This window comes from Roseovarius sp. MS2 (assembly GCF_051447875.1).
Lineage (GTDB): Bacteria > Pseudomonadota > Alphaproteobacteria > Rhodobacterales > Rhodobacteraceae > Roseovarius > Roseovarius mucosus_A.
In genome coordinates this window covers 2,432,188-2,453,399 of the sequence record NZ_JBKHVF010000001.1, presented here as the reverse complement: position 1 = coordinate 2,453,399, position 21,212 = coordinate 2,432,188, and the positions used below count along the sequence as shown (strand labels likewise).

22 protein-coding genes are annotated in these 21,212 nt (G+C 63.9%); 9 read left to right on the top strand and 13 right to left on the bottom strand.

Annotated features, from left to right (window positions below):
- Position 1 precedes the first annotated feature (1 nt).
- Positions 2 to 520 carry a peptide deformylase gene (def, locus tag ACLGGT_RS12045; RefSeq protein ID WP_008279878.1) on the bottom strand — a complete coding sequence of 173 codons (519 nt, stop codon included), beginning with the start codon at positions 518 to 520 and terminating at the stop codon, positions 2 to 4.
- A 98-nt stretch (positions 521 to 618) separates the two neighbouring features.
- Between def and ACLGGT_RS12040 the strand changes: the two genes are divergently transcribed.
- From ACLGGT_RS12040 to ACLGGT_RS12030, 3 genes are all read left to right on the top strand, one after another.
- Complete coding sequence (locus tag ACLGGT_RS12040) at positions 619 to 1,788, top strand: MalY/PatB family protein (RefSeq protein WP_437196270.1); 1,170 nt, start codon at positions 619 to 621, stop codon at positions 1,786 to 1,788.
- A 19-nt stretch (positions 1,789 to 1,807) separates the two neighbouring features.
- The gene (locus ACLGGT_RS12035; protein WP_437196268.1) at positions 1,808 to 2,821 is read left to right on the top strand and encodes an NAD-dependent epimerase/dehydratase family protein; all 1,014 of its coding nucleotides are present in this window, start codon (positions 1,808 to 1,810) and stop codon (positions 2,819 to 2,821) included.
- A gap of 104 nt (positions 2,822 to 2,925) precedes the next feature.
- Positions 2,926 to 3,969, top strand: a complete 1,044-nt coding sequence (locus ACLGGT_RS12030) for a patatin-like phospholipase family protein (protein WP_008279875.1) — start codon at positions 2,926 to 2,928, stop codon at positions 3,967 to 3,969.
- 21 nt (positions 3,970 to 3,990) lie between these two features.
- On the opposite strand, the gene ACLGGT_RS12025 is transcribed toward ACLGGT_RS12030, so the two are convergent.
- From ACLGGT_RS12025 to denD, 8 genes are read right to left on the bottom strand one after another with little or no spacing between them, the layout of a single operon-like run.
- Entirely contained in the window at positions 3,991 to 4,758 is a 768-nt protein-coding gene (locus ACLGGT_RS12025) for a hydroxypyruvate isomerase family protein (RefSeq protein WP_437196264.1), read from the bottom strand.
- The gene (otnC, locus tag ACLGGT_RS12020) at positions 4,758 to 5,402 is read right to left on the bottom strand and encodes a 3-oxo-tetronate 4-phosphate decarboxylase (RefSeq protein ID WP_151978536.1); all 645 of its coding nucleotides are present in this window, start codon (positions 5,400 to 5,402) and stop codon (positions 4,758 to 4,760) included. Before otnC ends, ACLGGT_RS12025 begins: the two co-directional genes overlap by 1 nt.
- Entirely contained in the window at positions 5,399 to 6,640 is a 1,242-nt protein-coding gene (gene otnK, locus ACLGGT_RS12015) for a 3-oxo-tetronate kinase (RefSeq protein WP_437196263.1), read from the bottom strand. Before otnK ends, otnC begins: the two co-directional genes overlap by 4 nt.
- Positions 6,640 to 7,530 carry an L-threonate dehydrogenase gene (gene ltnD, locus ACLGGT_RS12010; protein ID WP_437196262.1) on the bottom strand — a complete coding sequence of 297 codons (891 nt, stop codon included), beginning with the start codon at positions 7,528 to 7,530 and terminating at the stop codon, positions 6,640 to 6,642. Before ltnD ends, otnK begins: the two co-directional genes overlap by 1 nt.
- On the bottom strand, positions 7,527 to 8,813 hold the full coding sequence (locus ACLGGT_RS12005; RefSeq protein WP_437196260.1) for a TRAP transporter large permease: 1,287 nt from the start codon (positions 8,811 to 8,813) through the stop codon (positions 7,527 to 7,529). The genes ltnD and ACLGGT_RS12005 overlap by 4 nt, the downstream gene beginning before the upstream one ends.
- Positions 8,810 to 9,310 (bottom strand): TRAP transporter small permease, encoded by a 501-nt coding sequence (locus tag ACLGGT_RS12000; RefSeq protein WP_151978530.1) that lies wholly within the window; start codon positions 9,308 to 9,310, stop codon positions 8,810 to 8,812. The genes ACLGGT_RS12005 and ACLGGT_RS12000 overlap by 4 nt, the downstream gene beginning before the upstream one ends.
- A 60-nt stretch (positions 9,311 to 9,370) precedes the next feature.
- Positions 9,371 to 10,339, bottom strand: coding sequence for a TRAP transporter substrate-binding protein (locus ACLGGT_RS11995; protein ID WP_437196258.1), 969 nt, complete (start codon positions 10,337 to 10,339; stop codon positions 9,371 to 9,373).
- A 56-nt stretch (positions 10,340 to 10,395) separates the two neighbouring features.
- Positions 10,396 to 11,379 (bottom strand): D-erythronate dehydrogenase, encoded by a 984-nt coding sequence (gene denD / locus ACLGGT_RS11990; RefSeq protein WP_437196255.1) that lies wholly within the window; start codon positions 11,377 to 11,379, stop codon positions 10,396 to 10,398.
- Between the two features lie 471 nt (positions 11,380 to 11,850).
- On the opposite strand from denD, the gene ACLGGT_RS11985 reads away from it, so the two are divergent.
- Positions 11,851 to 12,876, top strand: coding sequence for a LacI family DNA-binding transcriptional regulator (locus tag ACLGGT_RS11985; protein ID WP_437196253.1), 1,026 nt, complete (start codon positions 11,851 to 11,853; stop codon positions 12,874 to 12,876).
- 64 nt (positions 12,877 to 12,940) lie between these two features.
- The gene (locus ACLGGT_RS11980; RefSeq protein ID WP_437196251.1) at positions 12,941 to 14,263 is read left to right on the top strand and encodes an ABC1 kinase family protein; all 1,323 of its coding nucleotides are present in this window, start codon (positions 12,941 to 12,943) and stop codon (positions 14,261 to 14,263) included.
- Positions 14,264 to 14,272: 9 nt separating this feature from the next.
- On the opposite strand, the gene ACLGGT_RS11975 is transcribed toward ACLGGT_RS11980, so the two are convergent.
- Positions 14,273 to 15,766 carry a S8 family serine peptidase gene (locus tag ACLGGT_RS11975; RefSeq protein WP_437196249.1) on the bottom strand — a complete coding sequence of 498 codons (1,494 nt, stop codon included), beginning with the start codon at positions 15,764 to 15,766 and terminating at the stop codon, positions 14,273 to 14,275.
- 99 nt (positions 15,767 to 15,865) lie between these two features.
- Here ACLGGT_RS11975 and ACLGGT_RS11970 point away from each other — a divergent pair, with 99 nt between their 5' ends.
- Positions 15,866 to 16,372 (top strand): RNA polymerase sigma factor, encoded by a 507-nt coding sequence (locus tag ACLGGT_RS11970; RefSeq protein ID WP_437196247.1) that lies wholly within the window; start codon positions 15,866 to 15,868, stop codon positions 16,370 to 16,372.
- 27 nt (positions 16,373 to 16,399) lie between these two features.
- Positions 16,400 to 17,134, top strand: a complete 735-nt coding sequence (locus ACLGGT_RS11965) for an anti-sigma factor family protein (RefSeq protein ID WP_437196246.1) — start codon at positions 16,400 to 16,402, stop codon at positions 17,132 to 17,134.
- Between the two features lie 22 nt (positions 17,135 to 17,156).
- On the opposite strand, the gene ACLGGT_RS11960 is transcribed toward ACLGGT_RS11965, so the two are convergent.
- Positions 17,157 to 18,044 carry a LysR family transcriptional regulator gene (locus ACLGGT_RS11960; RefSeq protein ID WP_008279858.1) on the bottom strand — a complete coding sequence of 296 codons (888 nt, stop codon included), beginning with the start codon at positions 18,042 to 18,044 and terminating at the stop codon, positions 17,157 to 17,159.
- 127 nt (positions 18,045 to 18,171) lie between these two features.
- Here ACLGGT_RS11960 and ACLGGT_RS11955 point away from each other — a divergent pair, with 127 nt between their 5' ends.
- Both ACLGGT_RS11955 and ACLGGT_RS11950 read left to right on the top strand, forming a co-directional pair.
- Positions 18,172 to 18,768: an amino acid synthesis family protein gene (locus ACLGGT_RS11955; protein ID WP_437196244.1), complete on the top strand. Its 597-nt coding sequence runs from the start codon at positions 18,172 to 18,174 to the stop codon at positions 18,766 to 18,768.
- Positions 18,769 to 19,563 carry an alpha/beta fold hydrolase gene (locus tag ACLGGT_RS11950; RefSeq protein ID WP_437196243.1) on the top strand — a complete coding sequence of 265 codons (795 nt, stop codon included), beginning with the start codon at positions 18,769 to 18,771 and terminating at the stop codon, positions 19,561 to 19,563.
- Positions 19,564 to 19,565: 2 nt separating this feature from the next.
- On the opposite strand, the gene ACLGGT_RS11945 is transcribed toward ACLGGT_RS11950, so the two are convergent.
- Positions 19,566 to 20,081, bottom strand: a complete 516-nt coding sequence (locus ACLGGT_RS11945) for an N-acetyltransferase family protein (protein WP_437196242.1) — start codon at positions 20,079 to 20,081, stop codon at positions 19,566 to 19,568.
- A 53-nt stretch (positions 20,082 to 20,134) separates the two neighbouring features.
- Entirely contained in the window at positions 20,135 to 21,127 is a 993-nt protein-coding gene (gene acuI, locus ACLGGT_RS11940) for an acryloyl-CoA reductase (RefSeq protein WP_437196241.1), read from the bottom strand.
- Positions 21,128 to 21,212 lie beyond the last annotated feature (85 nt).

Here is a 21,212-nt window from a genome sequence, read left to right as displayed (position 1 = left end):
CTTAGCCCCGCGCCAGTTCGCGCTTGAGCTTTTGCATGCGCCGGGTGATAAGTTGCCGCTTCATGGCGCTGAGGTAATCAATAAAGAGCTTGCCATCGAGATGGTCGATCTCATGCTGCACGCAGGTGGCCCAAAGACCGCCAAACCCTTCCTGATGCTCAACCCCATCCAGATCCATCCACCGCATCTCGACCTCTGCAGGGCGCGTGACATCGGCGAATTGATCCGGAATCGACAGGCAGCCTTCCTCATACACGCTCTTTTCCTCGGAAAAGGCGGTGATTTCGGGGTTCAACATCACGATCGGGCGCGGGGTGGCCCCCTCATCCTTGACGCAATCCAGCACGATCAGACGATCCATGACGCCCACCTGCGGCGCAGCAAGGCCGATGCCCGGCGCGTCATACATGGTCTCAAGCATATCCTGCGAGAGTTTGCGCAACGCATCGGTCACGTCCTTCACGGGCGTGCAAACCTTTCTCAGGCGCGGGTCGGGATGGATCAGAATGGACCGTTTCATGGCGGCTATTTAGGCGATGACCGGGCGTTCTGCAACGCCCCTTGCGCTCGGGCCGCGATCGGTTAGCCTGCGCGCCAAACGCAGAGCCGGAGACCCCTATGAATTTCGACGAGATCATCGACCGCCGCGGCACCCATTCCGACAAATGGGACATGATGCAGGCCAAATATGGCGTCTCGCCCGAGGATGGGATTCCGATGTGGGTGGCGGATATGGATTTCCGCCCGCCCGCCTGTGTCACAGAGGCCCTGATCGGCATGACGCAGCATGGCGTCTACGGCTATTATGGCGACGATGCCGCCTACCGCGCCGCGATCCAGTGGTGGATGCAGACACGCCACGGCTGGACGGTCGAGGCGGATGCGATCTTTACCACCCATGGCCTGGTGAATGGTACCTCGATGTGCATCGACACATGGACCGCGCCGGGGGATGCGGTGGTGGTCTTCACCCCCGTCTACCACGCCTTTGCCCGCGTGATCCGTGCTGCGGGGCGCGAGGTGCGCGAATGTCCCCTCGTCAACACCTCAGGCCGCTACGAGATGGATTTCGACGCCTATGATGCGCTGATGACGGGCAATGAAAAAATGCTCATCCTCTGCTCGCCGCATAATCCCGGTGGCCGGGTCTGGACCAAGGCAGAGCTTGAGGGCGTGGCCGATTTCGCCCGCCGCCATGACCTCATCCTCGTGTCGGATGAAATTCACCATGATCTTGTGATGCCCGGCCAGCGCCATATCGCCATGCCCCATATCGAGGGTATCGCTGATCGGCTGGTGATGATGACCGCCACCACCAAGACCTTCAACATTGCAGGCGCGCATCTGGGCAATGTGATCGTGCCCGATGCAAAGCTGCGCGCGCAGTTTGCCGCCCGCATGGGCGCGATGGGGATATCGCCCAATTCCTTTGGTCTCTTCATGGCCGAGGCCGCCTATAGCCCCGAGGGCGCAGATTGGGTTGATGCGCTCTGCCTCTATCTCGATGGCAACCGGCAACTCTTTGAGGCTGGAATGCAGGCCATTCCCGGTGTGCGCGCCATGCCGCTCGAGGCCACCTATCTGACGTGGATCGACTTTGCCGGCACCGGCATGACGGCGGCAGAGTATACCGGCCGGGTCGAACGGGACGCGCGCGTTGTGGCCAACCACGGCCCGACCTTTGGGACCGGCGGCGAGAGCTTCCTTCGGTTCAACATCGCCACACCGCGCGCCCGCGTCGCAGAGGCGGTCGCGCGCATTCAGACCGCCTTTGCCGATCTGCAATGAGCGTCCGGGGCGCGGGCCGATGACGCGGGTTTTTATCACCGGCACCGCCGGATTTATCGGCTATCATCTGGCAAACCTGCTGCTGGATGAGGGCATGGTGGTGCATGGCCTAGACGGCATGACCGACTATTACGACGTCAGCCTGAAACAACGCCGCCACCAGATGCTGATGCAAAAGCCGGGGTTTGTCGCGACCGAGGCCCTGCTAGAGGATCAGACAGCGGTGGACGCCGCGATTGACGCCTGCGCCCCTGACATCATCGTGCATCTCGCGGCGCAGGCAGGCGTGCGCTACAGCCTTGAAAATCCGCGCGCCTATATCGACGCCAATATCGTCGGCACCTTCAACATCATGGAAGCGGCCAAGCGCCATGCGGTGCGCCATCTGCTGATGGCCTCCACCTCCTCGGTTTACGGCGCGAATACCGAAATGCCCTATGCCGAGACGATGAAGGCCGACAGCCCGATGACGATCTACGCCGCCACCAAAAAGGCGACCGAGGCCATGGGCCATGCCCATGCCCATCTGTGGAACCTGCCCACCACGATGTTTCGGTTCTTTACCGTCTATGGCCCATGGGGCCGCCCCGACATGGCCTATTTCAAATTCGTCGAGGCCATTCTGGCGGGTCGCCCCATCGACATCTACAATCACGGCGAGATGTATCGCGATTTCACCTATGTGGGTGATCTGGTGCGCGGTATCCGTCTGCTGATGGATGCCGCCCCCGTGCGCCCCATGACGCCCGAAGATATCGCGCCCGGTGACAGCCTCTCGCCCGTCGCCCCCTACCGGATCGTCAATATCGGCAATTCCGACAAGGTGCGCCTCTTGGATTTCGTCGCCGCCATCGAAGAGGCGCTAGAACGGCCCGCCATCCGCAACATGATGGAGATGCAAAAGGGCGATGTGCCCGCCACTTGGGCGGATGCCCGCCTGCTCGAAACACTGACCGGATACCGCCCGCAAACCAGCGTGCGCGACGGGATTGCCCAATTCGTGCGCTGGTATCGCAGCTATTATCAGGTCTGAGCGGGAATCTAAGGGCAGAGGGCGGCAAGGGCCATGGCGTCGCGCGACCGGCGCTGCTAGCGTGCGCCTGAACTCAGCCCCCCAATGACGGAGACAGCCCGCCCATGAGCAAGACCGGCAAACCGATCAATCTGGCGCTTCAGGGCGGTGGCGCGCATGGGGCCTTTAGCTGGGGCGTGCTGGACTACCTGCTCGAGGATGGGCGCCTGCATATCGCGGGGGTCTCTGGCACATCAGCCGGGGCCATGAACGCCGTGGCTTTGGCAGATGGCTTTACCCGCGCCGGGCCCGACGGCGCACGCGCGGCGCTTGACCACTTTTGGCGCAGCATGAGTGGCAGCGTCAAACATTCGCCGATGCAGCGCACGCCGCTGGACCGTCTGACCGGCAACTGGGGGCTGGAAAACAACCCGTTTTACCATTTCATGAACGCGCTCACTGGCGTTGCCTCGCCCTATCAACTCAACCCGATGAACATCAACCCGCTGCGCGATCTGGTAGAAGAAAGCATTGATTTCGAGATGGTGCGCAAATGCACGGCGTTCGAGCTCTTTGTCTCGGCCACCAATGTTGAAACGGGCCGGGTCAAGGTCTTTGCCCGCGAAGAATTGACCGCCGATATGGTGATGGCTTCGGCCTGCCTGCCGCAGATGTATCAGGCGGTCGAGATCGACGGCGTGCCCTATTGGGATGGCGGGTATATGGGCAACCCGTCGCTTTTCCCGCTATATGGCAAGACTGGCACCGATGACATCGTGGTCATCCAGATCAACCCGATCGAGCGCAAGGGCGCACCGCGCTCGGCGCAGGAAATCCAGAACCGTCTGAACGAAATCAGCTTTAACGCGAGCCTGCTCAAGGAACTGCGGGCCATTGATTTCGTGGACCGCCTGATTGCTCAGGACAAGCTCTCGACCGATCACTATCGCCCGGTCAAGGTGCATCTGATCGAGAATGAAGCAGCGCTGAAACCGATGGGGGCCTCGTCCAAGATGAATGTCGAATGGGCGTTTCTGACCCGCTTGCGCGACATCGGGCGCGAGACGGCAGCGGCATGGCTTGATGCGAATTACGACCATGTCGGCGTCAAAAGCACAGTGGACCTGCGCGCCATGTTTCAGGGCATCGGGGCCGAGCATCAGGGCTGAGAGGTGCTGCTGCGTGCAGTTTCAGGCGAACCGCGTCAACCATCCCAAACTTGCCTCTGTGCCCGCCTCACCGGGCCGGTACTCGGCCCCGAACGGCCCCGGCCAGCCAAGCGCCGCAATCTGCGGCAAAAGCCAGCCATAATCCACCTCGCCTTGGTCCGGCGCGCCACGGTCCGGCACGCCGGCAAACTGCACATGGCCGATGATAGGCTGATAGCGGGCAAAGCGGCGCAGCAAATCCCCCCCCATGATCTGCAAATGATAGCAGTCGAACATCATCCGCAAATTGTCCCGCCTCAGCGCTGCGATGACAGAGGCAGCATGAGCCGTCGACGACAGGTGATACCCCGGCACATCGCGCTGATTGATGGGCTCGATCAGGATCGTTAGGCCATGCGGCGCGGCCAGATCACAGGCATAGGCCAGATTGCTCCGAAATACCGCCTCTGCCTCTGCCCCGCTATCGGTGCATCCGGCCATGACATGCACAGCCCCTGCGCCAATGGCCTGCGCATAGTCCACCGCCTGCCGGATCGCTGCGCGGGCCTCGTCCTCGCGGCCCGCAACAGCAGTCAGCCCAAAATCGCCCGCCGCCCGGTCGCCCGGCCATGTGTTCAGCCCCAGCATCGGCAGCCCGGTTTCCTCCAATGCCGCGCGCACCTCATCTGCGGCAAAGTCATAAGGAAAATGGCATTCCACCGCCGCAAATCCTGCCCGCGCCGCGGCATGAATCGCCTCGGGCAAAGGCCGGTCGGTGAATAGAAACCCCAGATTGGCCGAAAACCGCATCAGTCCCAATCCACCTCGAATTTGCGCACCACCTGCGCGATCTGCCCGGCATCAAGCGGACGCGCGCCGGTGCCCCGCAATATCAGCGCCAGCTTCGCGGTTTCCTCTAACTCTTCCATCGCGAACACCGCCGCCTCCAGATCCTTGGCCGCCACCACCGGGCCGTGATTGGCCAAAAGCACCGAGGCACGCCGCCCCGCCAACCCCCGGATCGCCTCGGCCATCGCGGCGTCGCCGGGCACATAGAAGGGCAAAAGCGCCACCTTACCCACCCGCATCACCGCATAGGCCGTGAGCGGCGGAATGGCATTGTCAGGGTCCGTGTCGGGCAGGATCGAGAGGGCGACGGAATGCGTGGAATGCAGATGCACCACTGCCCCCGCACTCTGCCGCGTCTCATAGAACGCCGCGTGCAGCGGCATTTCCTTGGTCGGCGGATCGCCCGAAATCAGCCGCCCGCCCGCGTCAAACCGGCTCAGCCGTGCCGGATCGAGCCGCCCCATGCTGACCCCCGTCGGCGTGACCAACAGCCCGCCATCCTCGGTCCGCACCGAGATATTGCCCGAGGCCCCGCCGGTCAGCCCCCGGTCAAACAGCGACTTGGCCCAGAAACACAGGTCTTCGCGCAGGCGGTTTTCGCTCATGTCGAGGTCTCCATCCTCTGCGCCGCCTCGACAAAGAAATCCGGCCCGCCGAAATTCCCCGATTTGAGCGCCAGCACAAGGTCATGCCCCGCCCGTATCACCGGCACGCCGGGGGCGATCTCGGGTCCGATCTCAAGCTCTTTCAATCCCAACGCTTCGACCACCGCGCCCGAAGTCTCGCCGCCTGCAGTCACAAGCCGTGTCACACCACGCGCCACCAATGCGCGCGCCAGTGCCGCAAAGAGCGCCTCAATGGCCCCCGCCACCGCCCCGGCCCCGAACCGCGCCTGATCCTGCGCCACACGGGCGGGATCGGCGGAGGAATAGATCATCGCAATCCCTTCCTGCGCAGCGGCCCAATCCGCCAGATCCAACGCCGCAACCCGGCCCGCCATGACGTCAGCCGCAGAGATTTCCCGCGCCGGATGCGCGGTTGCATGCCGCGCCACCTGCCCGCGCGTGGCCTCGGAACAGGACCCGGACAGAACGACCACCGGACCAGACTGCCCGTGCCACGCACCAGCCTTGCCCGCCAACTGCCCCCGCGCCCGAAAATTGTCAGGCAGGCCCATGGCGATCCCTGATCCCCCTGTGATCAGCGGCGACTCTGCCGCCACGTGGCCCAAGGCCACCAAATCCGCATCGCTGACCGCATCCGCGACAATCAACCGATGCTCTTGTGCCGCAAGGGCCGCCTTGATCGCCTCTGGCCCCTGCCGCACGATCTGCGCGTCCAGATGCCCGACCGTGCCGCGCACCTGTGCGCCCAGCCAGCGGCGAATATCAGGATCGGTCATCGGCGTCAGCGGATGATGCTGCAACCCGCTTTCGCTCAGCAGGCGATCCTTCACAAAGAGATGCCCTTGATAAACCGTCCGCCCCGCCCCCGGAAAGGCCGGGCAAAAGATCACCTGCCGCGCGCCCAAGGCATCGGCCAAGGCCTCGGCCACCGGGCCGATATTGCCCTCGGGCGTTGAATCAAACGTCGAGCAATATTTGAACAGGATTTGCTGGCACCCCTGCGCGCGCAACCACTCTAGCGCCGCCAGCGCGTGCGCCACCGCCTCGGCTACAGGGATAGATCGGGATTTGAGCGCGACCACCCCCGCCTCAACCCCCGTATCGGCAGGCGCATCCGGCACACCCACATATTGCACCGTGCGCATGCCCGCCTTGGTCAGCGTATTGGCCAGATCACTTGATCCGGTGAAATCATCGCCGATACAGCCCAGCAGCATCAGGCGTCCCCCGGCAAGCGCAATCCGGCGCGGGCCGCGATGTGTTTGGTGATGGCCGCATCATCCTCGCGCCCCAATCCCGCGCCCGACGCCGCGCGATATTCCGCCAGCGCCGCCGCAACCAGCGGCAAAGGCAGGGCCACGCGCGCGGCCATCTCTGCCACGATACCCAGATCCTTGGGCCAGATGTCGATGGCCGAACGCGGGGCATAATCCGCCTCGATCACATGCGGCGCGCGGTTTTCGAACATCCACGAATTACCCGCTGAAACCTTGATCACCTCCAGCACACGGGCCAGATCCAGCCCCTGCGAGGTGGCAAGGCTTAGCGCCTCGCCCATGGCCGCGATATGCACGCCCGCAAGCAATTGATTGACCGCCTTCATCGCCGATCCCGGCCCGGCGCAATCGCCCAAGCGATGCACCGTTTCGGCCAATGCCGCCAAAACCGCATCGGCCCGGTCAAACGCCTCGGCCCGGCCTGACGCCATGATCGAGAGCCGCCCCTCGGCCGCCTTGACCGCCCCACCGGAAATCGGCGCATCCAGATAGAGCAGCCCCCGGCGCGAGGCCTCTTCTTCCATCTCGCGGGCAAACTCCGGCGCGACCGTGGCACAGCCAAGGATCACACCGCCCGCCTGCGCCCCTCCGGCCCAGCCTTGCGCCCCAAAGAGTGCATCACGCGTCTGCGCGGCATTGAGCACAACACAAACCAGCACCGCCGCCTTGGGCGCACCTCGGTTCAGCGCGCCCCCCCCCGCAGCAAACAGCAAATCGCGACGCCCCGCGTCCGGATCATGGCCATAAACCTCGAACCCCGCCCGCAGCGCCGATTGCGCCATGCCAAGGCCCATCGACCCCAGCCCAACAAAATGCACGATCTCTGTCATTGTCCCACCGAAAGAATGGTCTGCATCGGCCAGAGCGTAATGGCCGGAATATAGGTGATCAGCATCAAGGCCCCGAACACGGTCAGCACGAACCAGAAAAGATGCGGAATGACCTTTTCAATCGAGAGATTGGCCACCGCACAGGCCGCGAATAGATTGACGCCCAGCGGCGGCGTGATCATCCCCAGCGCCAGATTGACCACAAGGATCAGCCCGAAATGCACGGGATCAACCCCGTAAGACACGGCAATCGGGGCCAGAATTGGCGCCAGCACAAGGATCGCCGCCGAGGTCTCGATGAACATGCCCACCACCAGCAGCATCAGGTTCACCACCAAGAGAAACGCAAAGCGGCTCTCGAAAATATCCTTGAACCAAGCCGCGATTTCATTGGGCAGGCCCGAGCGCGTGATGAGAAACGAGAAGAGCGCCGCCGCCGAGATGATCAGCATGATCGCCGCCGTCGCCAACACTGTCTTTTTCAGGATCTCGGGCAGGTCCGCAAACCGCAACTCGCGGTAGAACACCATGCCCACGATCACGGCGGCGGCCACAGCAGCGGCGCTCGCCTCGGTCGGCGTGAAAACGCCCGAATAAATGCCGCCCAAGATGACCACCGGCACGATCAACGCGGGCAAGGCAGACCAGAGCGCCGGGCCAACCCTTGGCCGGTCGCGCCTATCCTCAAGCCCGATACCCCGCACGCGGCACAGGATCAGCACCAGGGCCATCAGCGACCCCGCCACCAAAAACCCCGGCCCGATGCCTGCAAGGAACAACTGCCCAATCGAGGTATCCGTCGACACGCCATAAAGGATCAATGGAATCGACGGCGGAATAAGCACGCCCAGTTCGGCGGAACTCGCCTGAACCGAGGCCGCCATCGGCGCGGGGTATCCATGTTTCACCATCGCCGGTATCAGGATCGCACCAATCGCAAAGGTCGTTGCCACCGACGAGCCAGAGACCGAGGCGAACATCATGCACGTCAGCACGCAAGAGGCCGCAAGCCCGCCTTGGATACCGCCCACGATGGATTTCGCCAGTTCCACCAAACGATGCGAAATCCCCCCCGCCGACATGAGATTGCCCGCCAGAATAAAAAGCGGGATCGCCATCAGCGGAAAGCTGTCGATGCCCGTGAACATGCGCTGCGCCACCAACAGCAGCGGCAAGCGCCCATTGGCCTCGATCCCGATGACCGAAGCCAGACCAATCGCCACCGCAATCGGCACGCCAGCCAAAAAGAATATCGCAAGGGATAGCGCCAGTGCCGCGTTCATTGCAAATCCGCCGAGAACGCAACCGCGCCCTTTTGAACCGCCCGCAACATGCAACCCAGAATGGCCAAGAGAATAAACACCGACCCCACCGGCAGCGCCGCATAGACCCAAGCAATCGAGATTTCCAACGCCGCCAGCTTTTGCGACATGACCCGTTCGGTCATCGCCCAGCCTTGCCAAAAGAGAATGCAGAAAAACACCACCGACAAGCTCATCGACACGAGGTAAAGCGCAAAGCCCAGACGGGGCGGCAAGATCTTTTGCACGATTTCAACCGCGATCATCGCCCCCTCACGGAACGCCGGGGCCACGGCCAGAAACACGCACCAGATCATCGCCGAGCGCGTGATCACCTCGGACCATGTCGACGGGTGCCCGAACACAAACCGCGTCGTCACCTGATACAGCGCAAGACCGACCGCAATCAGCAAAAAGCCAATCGCCAACCGCAGGGCCAGTTGCGTGGTGATGGCCTCAAATCTCAGAAACAACGTCATGCGCGCCCTTCCGTCCGCCCCGGTGCGTGGGACGCACCGGGATCAGCTTCGTGCCTTGGATCACTCGACGGCCTTGATCCGTTCGATCATCTCGCCACCGTATTGATCCGTGTAGACGGAATACGAGGCCTGTTCCGCCAGCGCCGCAAAGGGGGCCTTGTCGATATCGGTGATCACCTCCATGCCGTTTTCCCGCAAGAGCGCGACGCCCGCCTCTTCCAGACGGTTGACCTCTGCCCGCGTTGCCGCAGCACTGGCCTTGGCCGCCTCGGAAAACCAGCCGCGCTGCTCGTCGGTCAAACTATCGAGCAGGACCGGCGAGGCGAGAACGGCAGCAGGCGAATAGACATGCCCGGTGAGCGAGACATATTTCTGGACCTCCCAGAATTTAGACGCGGTGATCACCGTGACCGGGTTCTCTTGCCCATCGACCACACCCTGTTGCAGCGCCGAGAAAAGCTCGGGGAAGGCCATCGGCGTGGGGGCGGCCCCCATCCCCTCGAACGCCGCCATATGCACCTTGTTCTCCATGGTCCGCAGCTTGAGCCCCGCCAGATCCTCGGGCGTGCGCACGGCGCGCTGCGAGTTGGTCACGTGGCGAAACCCGTTCTCGGACCAGGCCAGCGCCACCAGATTGTTCTTGCTGATCTCATCCAGCAATTTCTGCCCGATCTCGCCATCCAGCACAGTGCGGGCATGGTCATAGTCGCGAAACAGGAACGGCAGATCGAGCGCATAGACCTGCGGCACGAAATTCCCCAAAGGGCCGGTCGACGTGATGACCACATCCAGCGAGCCGATCTGCAAGCCTTCGATCATATCCCGCTCGCCGCCCAACTGCCCGGCGGGGGCCTGCTCGCCGGCAAAGGCACCGCCCGACAATTCGGTCAGCGTGTCGATAAAGGCCTGCGCCCCCACCCCGTAATGCGACGTGGGCGACAGAGCATGCCCCACCACGATATTCTGTTGCGCCTCTGCCGCCGTGGCCAAACCCAGCGCGGCAAACGCTCCGAGTGCAAAATGTTTCATGTGATCCTCCTCCTTTGTTTTCGTTGGTTCAGTCCACCGGGGCCTCCCGCACCCCGTTAGCCTGTTGTCAGACTATCCATATACTCGCGAACAATCTCGGCAAAATCCCGGTTGGGTGCAAATCCCAGCGCCTCGGCGCGTGGCGTTATGATCTGCCCCGGCCATGTGGTCACGATCCGCTCGATCGCGGCATCGGGCCGCTCTGTCACCCGCGCCGCCACCTCTGCGCCCGCCACGGCCTCTAGCGTGTCGAGCATCGCGCCAACTGTCACCGAAATCCCCGGCAAGGTGACGGTGGTCTCCAGCCCCAGATCGGCTTGCGCCAGCCCAATGGCGGTCAGCGTATAGTCAAGCGCCTTGGCAGGCGAGGCCAGATGCATCCGCAATCCGCGCCCCACCGGCAACTCGGCCGCAACACCGGCCAACGGCTCGCGGATGATCCCGCTGGCAAAGCCTGATGCGGCGCGGTTGGGCTTGCCCGCCCGCACCGCGATGGTCGGATAGCGCAGCGCGCGGCCCTTGATAAATCCCTTGCGGCTGGCATCACGCACCAGCAACTCGCCCATAAGCTTTTGCGTGCCATAAGAAGACAGCGGCGCAGGCAAGGTCTCTTCTGAAATCGTGTCATTGTCGGCGCAGGAAAACACCGCGACCGACGAGGAAAAGACAAAGACCGGCGGCTTGCGCAGGCTACGGCAGGCGTCGATCAGGGCAATCGTGGATTGCAGGTTAACGGCCATGCCCAGCGCGTAATCCTCTTCTGCCTGCCCCGAGACGACACCGGCCAGATGGATCACCAGTTCGGGCGCATCCTCGACAATCCGCGCCAGCACGTCGGCACTGCCCAAGGGGCCGGGCACCGCATGCACCCGTCGGCAGGACTGCGCCAGATCAGCCAACGGAGCCTCGGCAATATCGGTGGCCAGGATGGCCGCGATCCGGCGGTCCTGTCCGTCCACGATCAGGCTGTCACGCTCAGAAAGCGCGCGAACAACGCGCTGACCGATAAATCCCGCCGCTCCGGTAATCAGAATACGCACGCCAAATCCCCCTCGATCCAGACTGAACCAAGTTATGACAGCGCTGTCAACATGGTTCTAACCCACCGCCTCGTTGCCGCAAGATCGGGGCGCGCGCCAATTTGCAAACGATAGCGATCTGGCCTGACAGGCACCTTGGCCCCTATCCCCAAGATGCGGCCTCAAAGCGCCGCGGTCACCGCCGCGCAGCACCCGCCTGTCCCCTCGGACGGGCACTGTTACTTCAAATCAAAACATTGATAATTATCATATATTTTCAGAAACGAAATGCCCGCCCGTCAAATTACAGCGCCTATGCAACGGACGATCACCGCGCGGTTCATCGCTTGGGGTCAAGGTCTATTTCTGCCCGAACAGAACCTGCCCCGCCATTCCTCTCAGTCTCAAACATCAGGTGCCACCAGCCCCAAAAATCATTCCTCTGCTACAGATTCTCAATGACAGCGCCGTCATTTTGCGCAATCTGGGGATATGGACCCGAACGCGCCCGAACCCCCTATCCGTCGGCCCACCCTCTCTCAGGTGGCCAAGGCCGCAGGCGTCAGCGAGATCACCGCCAGCCGCGCCTTGCGGGGCGGCAGCGCCGTGGCCAAATCCACCCGCCAAAAGGTCGAGCGCGCCGCACAGGCGCTCAACTACATGCCAAACCGCCTTGCCGGAACGCTCGCGGGCGGGGCGTCGCGCCAGATCGCGGTGGTCCTGCCCTCGCTCTCCAACATCGTCTTTGCCGATGTGCTCAAAGGGTTGGAACGCCGGCTTGAGGATGATGGCTATCATCCGATCCTGGGCATTTCGCATTACGACGCCAGCCGAGAAGAACACCTGCTGCGCGATCTTTTGTCATGGCGGCCAGCGGGCCTTGTTCTTGCGCCGACCTCTGGCAACGCGGCCACGCGCGCACTCTTGCGTGCCGCCGAACTGCCCGTGGTCGAGGTGATGGATACAGACCCAGACCCCGCCGATCTGGCCGTGGGCTTTTCGCACCGCGCCGCAGGCCGCACCATGGCGCATTACCTGATCGGGCGCGGGTATCGCCGGATGGCCTATATCGGCCATGACATCGCCACAGATTTCCGCGCCCTTGCCCGGCTGGACGGCTTCAAGGATGCGCTAAGCGATGCGGGCCTCACCCTATCCGACACGCTTATCCTGGATGGTCTCTCCTCGGTGCCCTTGGGGCGTGAAGGGCTGGCCCGGTTGCTCAGCCAGAGCAAGGCAGCCCCCGATGCGGTCTTTTTCTCCAATGACGACATGGCTGTCGGTGGGGTCTTTCATTGTCAAACCGCAGGCCTCGCGCTGCCCCATGACATCGCTTTGGCCGGTTTCAACGGGCTGAGCATCGGGCAGGCATTGCCCACGCCGCTGACCACCATCGCCTCGAACCGCGAACATATCGGCTATGTCGCCGCCGACCACATCCTGCGCCGCCTCAAGGGCGAGGCCCCGCCCCGGATCACACAAATTGACTTTCGCCTTGTGCCCGGTGCCACGGCCTAAGGCTGGCAATCGCGCGCGCCCGCCCCATCTAGCCCCTCACCAAGGCTGAGCAGAGGCAGGCGGCATGACCGAACAGAACAATCAGACCCGCACCGCCCCCGTGCCCGGCCACCGCATTGGGCGCATGCTGCGGCTGGGTGGCATGACCACCGGCATCGTGGGCGATATGCTGGCCGGCGGCCTGCGCCAGATGGCGCAGGGCCAGCGCCCGCATCTGCCCGGCCTATTGCTCAGCCCCGCCACGGCCCGCCGCGTCACCCGCGATCTGGGTCAGATGCGGGGCGCTGCGATGAAACTGGGGCAGATGCTCTCGATGGATACGGGCCTTGTGCTGCCGCCCGAGATGACCGCAATCATGGCGGCATTGCGGGCCGAGGCCCCGCATATGCCACCCAAGCAGTTGCAATCCGTGCTCAACACCGCATGGGGCACAGGCTGGTATGGGCGGTTCAAGCGCTTTGATTTGCGCCCCTTCGCCGCCGCCTCTATCGGACAGGTCCACCGCGCCCAAACGCCCGATGGTCGCGATCTGGCCATCAAGGTGCAATATCCCGGTGTGCGCGCCAGCATCGACAGCGATATCGACAATCTGGCAACGCTCCTGCGCGTTCCGGGTCTTATCCCGCGCGAGATGGACCTTGCCCCGATGCTGCACGAGGCCAAGGCGCAACTGCATCAAGAGGCGGATTATATCGCAGAGGCCCGCCACCTGACGGCGTTTCAGACGCTTCTGTCTGGCTCAGATGCATTCCGCCTGCCCGAGCTGCACCCCGACCTCAGCACGCCCGAGGTGCTGGCCATGACCTATGTCGACAGCCAACCCATAGATGCACTGACCGATGCGCCCCAAGACCTGCGCGATCACGTGGCGCAACAGTTGATTGACCTGACCTTGCGTGAACTGTTCGAGTTTGGCCTGATGCAGACCGATCCCAATCTGGCCAATTACCGCTTTGACCCTGCCACAGGGCGGATCGTGCTTTTGGATTTCGGGGCGGTAATGGCGATTGATCCAGCCCTCACCGAGGAGTTTCGCACCCTGCTCAACGCGGCACTGGACGAGGATGCCGCACGCACCCGTGCGGCCATGCTGCGTATCGGCTATTTCAGCGCCGCCACCGCCCCCCGGCATCAGGCCCTGATCCTAGAGATGTTCAACACCGCCATGGCCCCGCTGCGCCAAAGCACAGCGTTTGATTTCGGGGCCTCCGATCTGGTTCGCACCCTGCGCGACATGGGGATGGCCATGGGCTCAGAGCGTGAGTTGACGCATGTGCCGCCCCCCGCCACGATGTTCCTGCATCGCAAGATCGGCGGCATTTACCTTTTGGCCAGCAAATTGCGTTCCCGCGTCGCACTGCGCCCACTGCTTGAGCGCCACCGCTGAGAACGGTGCCTAGTCGGCCAGAACCGGCAAGATTGCCGCGTCTCCCAGCACCGGGCAGCGCCCACCCAGATCCAGCAACCCATGGCCAAAGATGTCATCCACGCCCGGCGCGCCCAGATCGGCGGCGCTCTGGCTAAGCGCCGCGCGCAGCTCTGCCGGGGTCATCCCCGGATTGCCCTGTTGCCAGAGCGCCACCGCCGCCGTCACATAAGGCACCGCAAAAGAGGTGCCAGTTTTCCACCGCGCCCCCTGAACCGACGCCGCAGTCCAGACCTCGACCCCCGGTGCCGCCAGATCCACATGCGGCCCCCGCCCGGCGCGGCGATAGATCCCCCCGGCCTTGTCCACCGCTGTCACGGCAATCACGCTGTCATAGGCGGCGGGATAGGCGGGCGGCGCGTTTGGCCCGCCATTCCCCGCCGCTGCCACCACAACGACAGTCTGCGCCGCCTCAAGCGCTGCCAAAGTCTCTTGCAAGACGCTGTTGGGCGGCCCCGCAAGGCTGAGGTTGATAACCGTCGCCCCGGCCCCGACCAGCTGATCAAGGCCCCGTACCAGCGTAAAGGCATCGGCGCGCTCATCCCCAGACTCCTTGTGAAACGCATCCACCGCCACCAGCGGCGCCCCCGGCAAGAGCCCCGGCGCACGGGAGGCCGGATCGCCCACCAGCAGCGCCGCCACCGCCGTGCCATGAATGGCACTCGAGGCGTTGTAATCCTCAGGGGCCACCCGCGTCAGTGCCACCTGCGCCCCCGCAAGCGCGCTGTGATCGGTGTTGATTCCGGTGTCGATCATCCCGATCGTCACCGGCGCACCGCATCCCTTCGGCCCCAGAGGGTTGGGCCAGTCAATCAGGGCCCGCGCCGGACAATGCAGCCCCTCACAAGGCAGGGGATCACTGGTCTCCTCATCCGGCGCGCGGCTTTCCTCGGCTTCGACCCGGTAATAATGGTTGAAATCCGCCGTCTCGCCCGTGGGCAGCGCCTGCACCGCCGCCCGCGCCTCGTCCAGTGTGGTGCCCTCTGGCACCGAAAGGCGTTGGATGTTCACACCAAGGCTAACCAGATCAATGCGGTCAATAATGCCATAGCCCTGCGCCACCAAAGCGGCGACATCCGCATCATTCAGCCCGCGCGCAATGATTTCGTTGGGGGCTTCGGTTGGGCGTGGCGCTGCACGGGGGGCTTGGGCGCGGGCGGCCTGCCGCGCAGGTTCTGGCAACGCACCCCGAAAGAGCGCACGCAGATTGCGGCGATAGTCGCGAAGCGTGGTCTCACCCGTTCCAATCCCGCCAGACTTGCCACCGCTTCGGCTGCCACTGCTGCTGCTACTGCTGCTGCTCCCGTCATCCCCATCATCCCCGTCGCCGTCGCCGTCACCATCACCGCCGTCGCCGTCATCGGCCCAAGCCATCGAAGCAGAAAAGCCCCCCTCAGGCCAAGGTCCAAGAGGCACAAGCCCAAGGATCAGAACCCAGACCAGTATCGCTCGTAACACGCGCACGGAATTTCCCCTCTTGTCGCCTTGCCTCAACATGCCATGTTACACAAAACGCTGTAACCCCGGTTTTATTCCCGCCCCCGTTTCAAAGGCCGCGCCGCAATGCCAGACAAGTTTACCGAGGATGTCGTGGCCTTGCTGCCTGCCCTCAAACGCTTTGCCCTCTCGCTCTGCCGTCGGGGCGATCTGGCCGATGATCTGGTGCAGATCACCGCCGAACGGGCGTTTCGCGCCCGCGACCGGTTTGACCCCGCGACCCAATTGCAACCCTGGCTCTTTCGCATCCTGCGCAATGCCTGGATCGACACGCTGCGCCGCGATGCCACCCGTGGTGAGGTGGTGGACATCCACGAAAGCCCCCAGCCCGATCCCGTGGACAGCGCCGCCCAAACCGATGATCGCCTGACCCTGAACGCCGTGCGTCGCGCGATGGAGGAATTGCCCAACGACCAGCGGCAGGTCTTGCACCTCGTCTGCATCGAAGGGCTCAGCTATGCCGAAACCGCCGCCACTCTCGAGATTCCCCAAGGCACCGTGATGAGCCGCCTCAGTCGGGCGCGCTTAGCGCTTGCAAAATCCGTGGGAATAGACCGAGACCCCAGCCGTTAACCCCGTGTCAGGGGAAGGATCACACCGATGCAGATGGATGACGACAGATTGATGGCCCTCGCCGATGGCGAGATCACCGGCAGCGAAGCCGAGGCGTTGCACGACCGCATCGCCGCAGACCCGGACTTGGCCGAGCGCTATGCGCTTTTTGTCGAGACCGCGGAATTGGCGCGCCAAGCGATGCAGGACATGCCCGAGGCGCAGGTTTCCGACGCGCTCGTCGCACGCATCCGTGCGATGGGCGCGGCCAGCGCCCCGCCAGAGGCCTCTAACGTGGTGCCCCTTCGCACCGCGCCAGCGCCCGCCGCGCCAACCCGCTGGCAGCCGATGGCATTCGCCGCCAGTCTTGCGCTTGCCGTGGGTCTGGGCGCGGGGCTGATGCTGTCAAACGGGGCTGAAACGCCGGTTGGTGCGCCCTTCAGCACCGCCCTGACCGAACATTTGGACAGCCTGCCTTCGGGCGATGCCGCGCAACTGCCTGATGGCACCGCCCTGACGGTGGTCGCCTCCTTCACCGATGCCGCAGGCCAGTTCTGCCGGGAATATGAGGCGGCAACGCCCGGACGCGGTGGCTTTGTCGCCGTCGCCTGCCGCGAGGATGCCGGATGGCAGCTGCAATTTGCCATGGCGCAGGCCAGTGATACAGGGGCTGAGGCCGGATATACCCCAGCCTCCGCGCTCGAAACGCTTGATGCCTATTTCACCGCCACCGGCGCAGGCCAGCCGATGACCCCGGACCAAGAGCGCGGCTTTCTGCGGTAGGGGGCTGCGGGGCGCAAGGCCCCTAACCCGGAATGACAAACCGCCGGTCCGGATGCTCCAGCCAATCCGCAGATCGCGCCCTCAGCGCGCCCACCAAGGGCGCGAACCAATCCCAATTGGCCGCCGCACTGTCATTCACCACCAGCATCTTCTTGCGGCTATAGATCGGGGCCTCGCGCAACTCAAAAAGCCGCCCCTCCGACACCAGTGGTGCCGCCAGCGCACGCGGCAGATAGGCCGAGCCCCCCCGCTCCAGCAGGAATTGCAGCGCCCAAAACGAACTGTCAAAACTCACCCGCGCGATTCCGGCATCGTGATACGTCTCGCCATGGGCGCGGCGATACTCCTCGCCATGGTCCACGAAAATATACTTGGGATCCGCCCGAATCGAGGTCACTTCGCGGTCGGAATAGAGCACCAATTCCTCGGGCGGCAACGCATGCGCGGTCTGATTGCCCCGCGCCGAGGCCCCATAGGTCAGGATCACATCCACCAGCCCCGCCGCCAGCCAATCCTCCAACTCGCGCCCGCCGCCCTGCTGCACCGACACCGCCATATCAGGATGGCCCTGCACCACCCCGTCAAAAAACGCCCGCCCCGGCCCGTGCCACAACTCGCGGTCACAGCCAAAGGTGCAGACCGAACTCAACCCCGCAGGCAGGCCCGTTTCATAGCGCGCCTGCCGCCAAAGCCCGGTCATGATCCGCGCATAGCGCAACAGCTTGGTGCCTGCAGGCGTCAGCGTCGTGCCCGATTTCTGCCGATTGAGAAGCTGTTGGCCCAACTCCTCCTCCAGCGATTTGAGCCGCGCCGTCACCGTTGATTGCGTCACGTTCAGCTTTTGCGACGCCCGCACCAGATTGCCGGTCTCGACAATGGCCAGAAACGTCTGCAGGGCGGTGATGTTCATAGGGGTGCGCTCTCAATTCGAATTTCCCGCATATTTGCAGCAAAATAATTCGTTTTCAAGAATGCTGCTTTTGTGCGAATTTCCCCCGACCCGCCGCCTCGGCACCCCAGAACACGCAGGACAGACCATGACCCTAGAGCTTCGCCGCAGCCTTACCCTCGTGCAACGCACCCACCGCGAAGGCGGCAAGGACGTCGCCGACCCCACGCTGCTGGTCGCCGCCCTGGCGATCATTCGCAACCCGTGGTTCGGGCGCGGCCATGTCGAGGATCTCGGCCCCGAAATCCGCGATCAAGGCCCGGTTCTTGGCCGCCTGCTGACCGACATGATCCTTGATGTCACCGGCGACCGGCTTGAGGGATATGGCAAGGCCAGCGTCGTGGGTATGGGTGGCGAATTGGAACATGCCATGGCCGTCACCCATACGCTTTGGTTCGGCAACCAGTTCCGCGATGCGGTCAAGGCCAAGACCTATCTCGCGTTTACAAACACACGCGGTGCCGCAGGCGCAGCGCTGATGATCCCGCTGATGGACAAGGACGACGCCGGGCGGCGCTCGCATTACCAGACCATCCACACCGTTGTGCCGGACGCGCCCGCCGAGGATGAAATCATCCTCGCCCTTGGCGCCTCGGTGGGCGGTCATCCGCATCACCGCATCGGCAACCGCTACGAAGATCTGCGCGAGATGGGCCATGATGTCGACAATCCGGCGGGGGTCTGAATGACCACGACACCCGAGGGCACGGCCTATGACCTGACCGGGCCTTTGGATGCACCTTACGTGGTGCTGATCCACGGCCTCGGCCTCTCGCGCCACAGCACATGGGGGGTGATCGCCCCTCTGCTTGCCCGACACTTTCGCGTGCTTTGCTACGATCTGCCCGGCCACGGCCAAAGCGCGCCGCACCCCGGCCCGCTTACCCTCACCGCGCTCTCAACCCAACTCATCTCCTTGATGGACCGGCTCGACATTCCGCGCGCGGCCCTCGTGGGGTTTTCGCTGGGGGGCATGATCAACCGGCGCGCAGCGCTTGATCATCCTGCCCGCGTGACCGCCCTCGCGATCCTCAATTCCCCCCACGAACGCGCCCCCGATCTTCAGGCGCGGGTCGCGGCACAGGCGCGGGATGCCGCTGCGGGCGGTCCGGCGGCCACAATCGACGCCGCGTTGGACCGCTGGTTCACCCCAGAATTTCGCGCGGAAAACCCCGCCAAGGTAGACGCCATCCGCCAGACCGTGCTCGCCACCGATCCCGCCAGCTACGCGGCGCATCGGTTGGTGCTGGCAGAGGGCGTGACCGAATTGATCCGGCCCCAGCCACCTCTGACACCGCCCGCGCTTGTCATGACCTGCGAGAATGACAGTGGCTCGACACCTGCCATGGCCGAGGCGATCGCGTCAGAGATCGCAGGCAGCCAGTGCCATATCCACCCCGCCCTGCGCCACCTCGGACTGATCGAGGCGCCACAGGCCTTCGCGGGCAGGCTCACGCAATTCCTCAGCCTGCACGCCTGAGGCTAGTCAGCCGCGTCGCCCAGCCATTTATACATGACGCGCGCATCCACCAGACCGGCCTCAGGATGGCGAAAGGCCCGTGGCAAATGGCCGACTGTGTCAAACCCAAGGCTCTGCCAAAGCGCAATCGCGCCCCGGTTGGTCTCGACCACGAAATTGAACTGCATCGCCAGATAGCCCAATTCGCGGGCCTCGTCCTGAGAATGCACACACATGGCCCGCGCAATACCCTGCCCGCGCGCGGCCTCAGCCACCATATAGCCGGCGTTGCACACATGCGCCCCGCCACCGGCCTGATTTGTCTTGAGATAATAGGTGCCCAGCACCTCGCCACCGCGCTCAGCCACATAGGTGGCGCGCGGCATCTCCATCCACAGAGAACGCACCGCCTCGCGGGTCAGCCCCGGTTCGATGGCATAGGTATCGCCTGCCCGGATCACATCCCGCAGGATGGGCCAGAGCGCTGCGAAATCCGCCTCGCGCGCCAGCCTGATGATGATACCCGCCTGATCTGTCATACCATACTCCCCCGCCCGCCATGGCTAGCGGCGGGCGCAGGGTTTGGCAAGCCTCAGCCGTTCAGATCAACCACAACCCGGCCCTTGACTTGCCCTTTCAGGATATCTGCTCCCAGACGCGGCAAATCCTCCAGCGTGGCGGGCGTGATCATCGCCTCCAGCTTGTCCATCGGCAAATCCCGCGCGATCCGCTCCCAGGCGCGGACCCGGTTGGCATAGGGCTGCATCACGCTGTCGATGCCCAACAGGTTGACGCCGCGCAACAGAAACGGAATGACCGTCGCTGGCAGGCCCGCGCCCCCCGCCAATCCCACGGCTGCAACGCTTGCGCCGTATTTCATCTGGCCCAACACCCGCGCCAGCATGGCACCGCCCACGGCATCGACGCAGCCGGTCCAGTTCTCGCTCTCCAGCGGTCGCTTGACGGTCTCCGCCAGGTCCTCACGCGGCACGATGCGGCTGGCCCCCAGTCCGCGCAGATAGCCTTCTTGCTCGGGGCGTCCGGTCACGGCAGCCACCTCATGCCCCAGATGCGCCAGAATGGCCGTGGCCACCGATCCCACACCACCTGAGGCACCTGTGACCAGCACTTCGCCATGCCCCGGTTTGAGCCCGTGATCCTCAAGCGCCATCACCGCCAGCATGGCGGTAAAGCCTGCGGTGCCCACCGCCATCGCCGCGCGGGTATCCAACCCCTTGGGCAGCGGTACCAGCCAATCGGCGCGCACCCGCGCCTTCTGCGCATATCCGCCCCAATGCGCCTCGCCCACGCGCCAGCCGGTCAAAACCACACGGTCGCCGGGCTTGTAGCGCGCATCATCACTCGCCTCGACCGTGCCGGCAAAATCAATCCCCGGCACATGCGGATAGGACCGCACCAAACCGCCTCCCGGCCCGATGCAGAGCCCGTCCTTGTAGTTCACCGTGGAATATTCGACCGCAACCGTCACCTCGGCCTCGGGCAGATCCGCAAGCGTCAACTCTTTGACGCCCGCCGATGTCTTGCCGCTCTCCGCGTCTTTCTCGACGACCAATGCCTTGAACATCTCTCTCTCCTTCTTTCTGCAAGGCGCGCGCGCCTCGCTTCATCTGGCAAAAAATACCTCGGGGGGGACGCCCGGAACGGGCGGC

Coding starts and splice junctions, on each gene's coding strand:
- def (WP_008279878.1), bottom strand. CDS start 520: ATGAAACGGTCCATTCTGATCCATCCCGACCCGCGCCTGAGAAAGGTT.
- ACLGGT_RS12040 (WP_437196270.1), top strand. CDS start 619: ATGAATTTCGACGAGATCATCGACCGCCGCGGCACCCATTCCGACAAA.
- ACLGGT_RS12035 (WP_437196268.1), top strand. CDS start 1,808: ATGACGCGGGTTTTTATCACCGGCACCGCCGGATTTATCGGCTATCAT.
- ACLGGT_RS12030 (WP_008279875.1), top strand. CDS start 2,926: ATGAGCAAGACCGGCAAACCGATCAATCTGGCGCTTCAGGGCGGTGGC.
- ACLGGT_RS12025 (WP_437196264.1), bottom strand. CDS start 4,758: ATGCGGTTTTCGGCCAATCTGGGGTTTCTATTCACCGACCGGCCTTTG.
- otnC (WP_151978536.1), bottom strand. CDS start 5,402: ATGAGCGAAAACCGCCTGCGCGAAGACCTGTGTTTCTGGGCCAAGTCG.
- otnK (WP_437196263.1), bottom strand. CDS start 6,640: ATGCTGCTGGGCTGTATCGGCGATGATTTCACCGGATCAAGTGATCTG.
- ltnD (WP_437196262.1), bottom strand. CDS start 7,530: ATGACAGAGATCGTGCATTTTGTTGGGCTGGGGTCGATGGGCCTTGGC.
- ACLGGT_RS12005 (WP_437196260.1), bottom strand. CDS start 8,813: ATGAACGCGGCACTGGCGCTATCCCTTGCGATATTCTTTTTGGCTGGC.
- ACLGGT_RS12000 (WP_151978530.1), bottom strand. CDS start 9,310: ATGACGTTGTTTCTGAGATTTGAGGCCATCACCACGCAACTGGCCCTG.
- ACLGGT_RS11995 (WP_437196258.1), bottom strand. CDS start 10,339: ATGAAACATTTTGCACTCGGAGCGTTTGCCGCGCTGGGTTTGGCCACG.
- ACLGGT_RS11985 (WP_437196253.1), top strand. CDS start 11,851: ATGGACCCGAACGCGCCCGAACCCCCTATCCGTCGGCCCACCCTCTCT.
- ACLGGT_RS11980 (WP_437196251.1), top strand. CDS start 12,941: ATGACCGAACAGAACAATCAGACCCGCACCGCCCCCGTGCCCGGCCAC.
- ACLGGT_RS11970 (WP_437196247.1), top strand. CDS start 15,866: ATGCCAGACAAGTTTACCGAGGATGTCGTGGCCTTGCTGCCTGCCCTC.
- ACLGGT_RS11965 (WP_437196246.1), top strand. CDS start 16,400: ATGCAGATGGATGACGACAGATTGATGGCCCTCGCCGATGGCGAGATC.
- ACLGGT_RS11960 (WP_008279858.1), bottom strand. CDS start 18,044: ATGAACATCACCGCCCTGCAGACGTTTCTGGCCATTGTCGAGACCGGC.
- ACLGGT_RS11955 (WP_437196244.1), top strand. CDS start 18,172: ATGACCCTAGAGCTTCGCCGCAGCCTTACCCTCGTGCAACGCACCCAC.
- ACLGGT_RS11950 (WP_437196243.1), top strand. CDS start 18,769: ATGACCACGACACCCGAGGGCACGGCCTATGACCTGACCGGGCCTTTG.
- ACLGGT_RS11945 (WP_437196242.1), bottom strand. CDS start 20,081: ATGACAGATCAGGCGGGTATCATCATCAGGCTGGCGCGCGAGGCGGAT.
- acuI (WP_437196241.1), bottom strand. CDS start 21,127: ATGTTCAAGGCATTGGTCGTCGAGAAAGACGCGGAGAGCGGCAAGACA.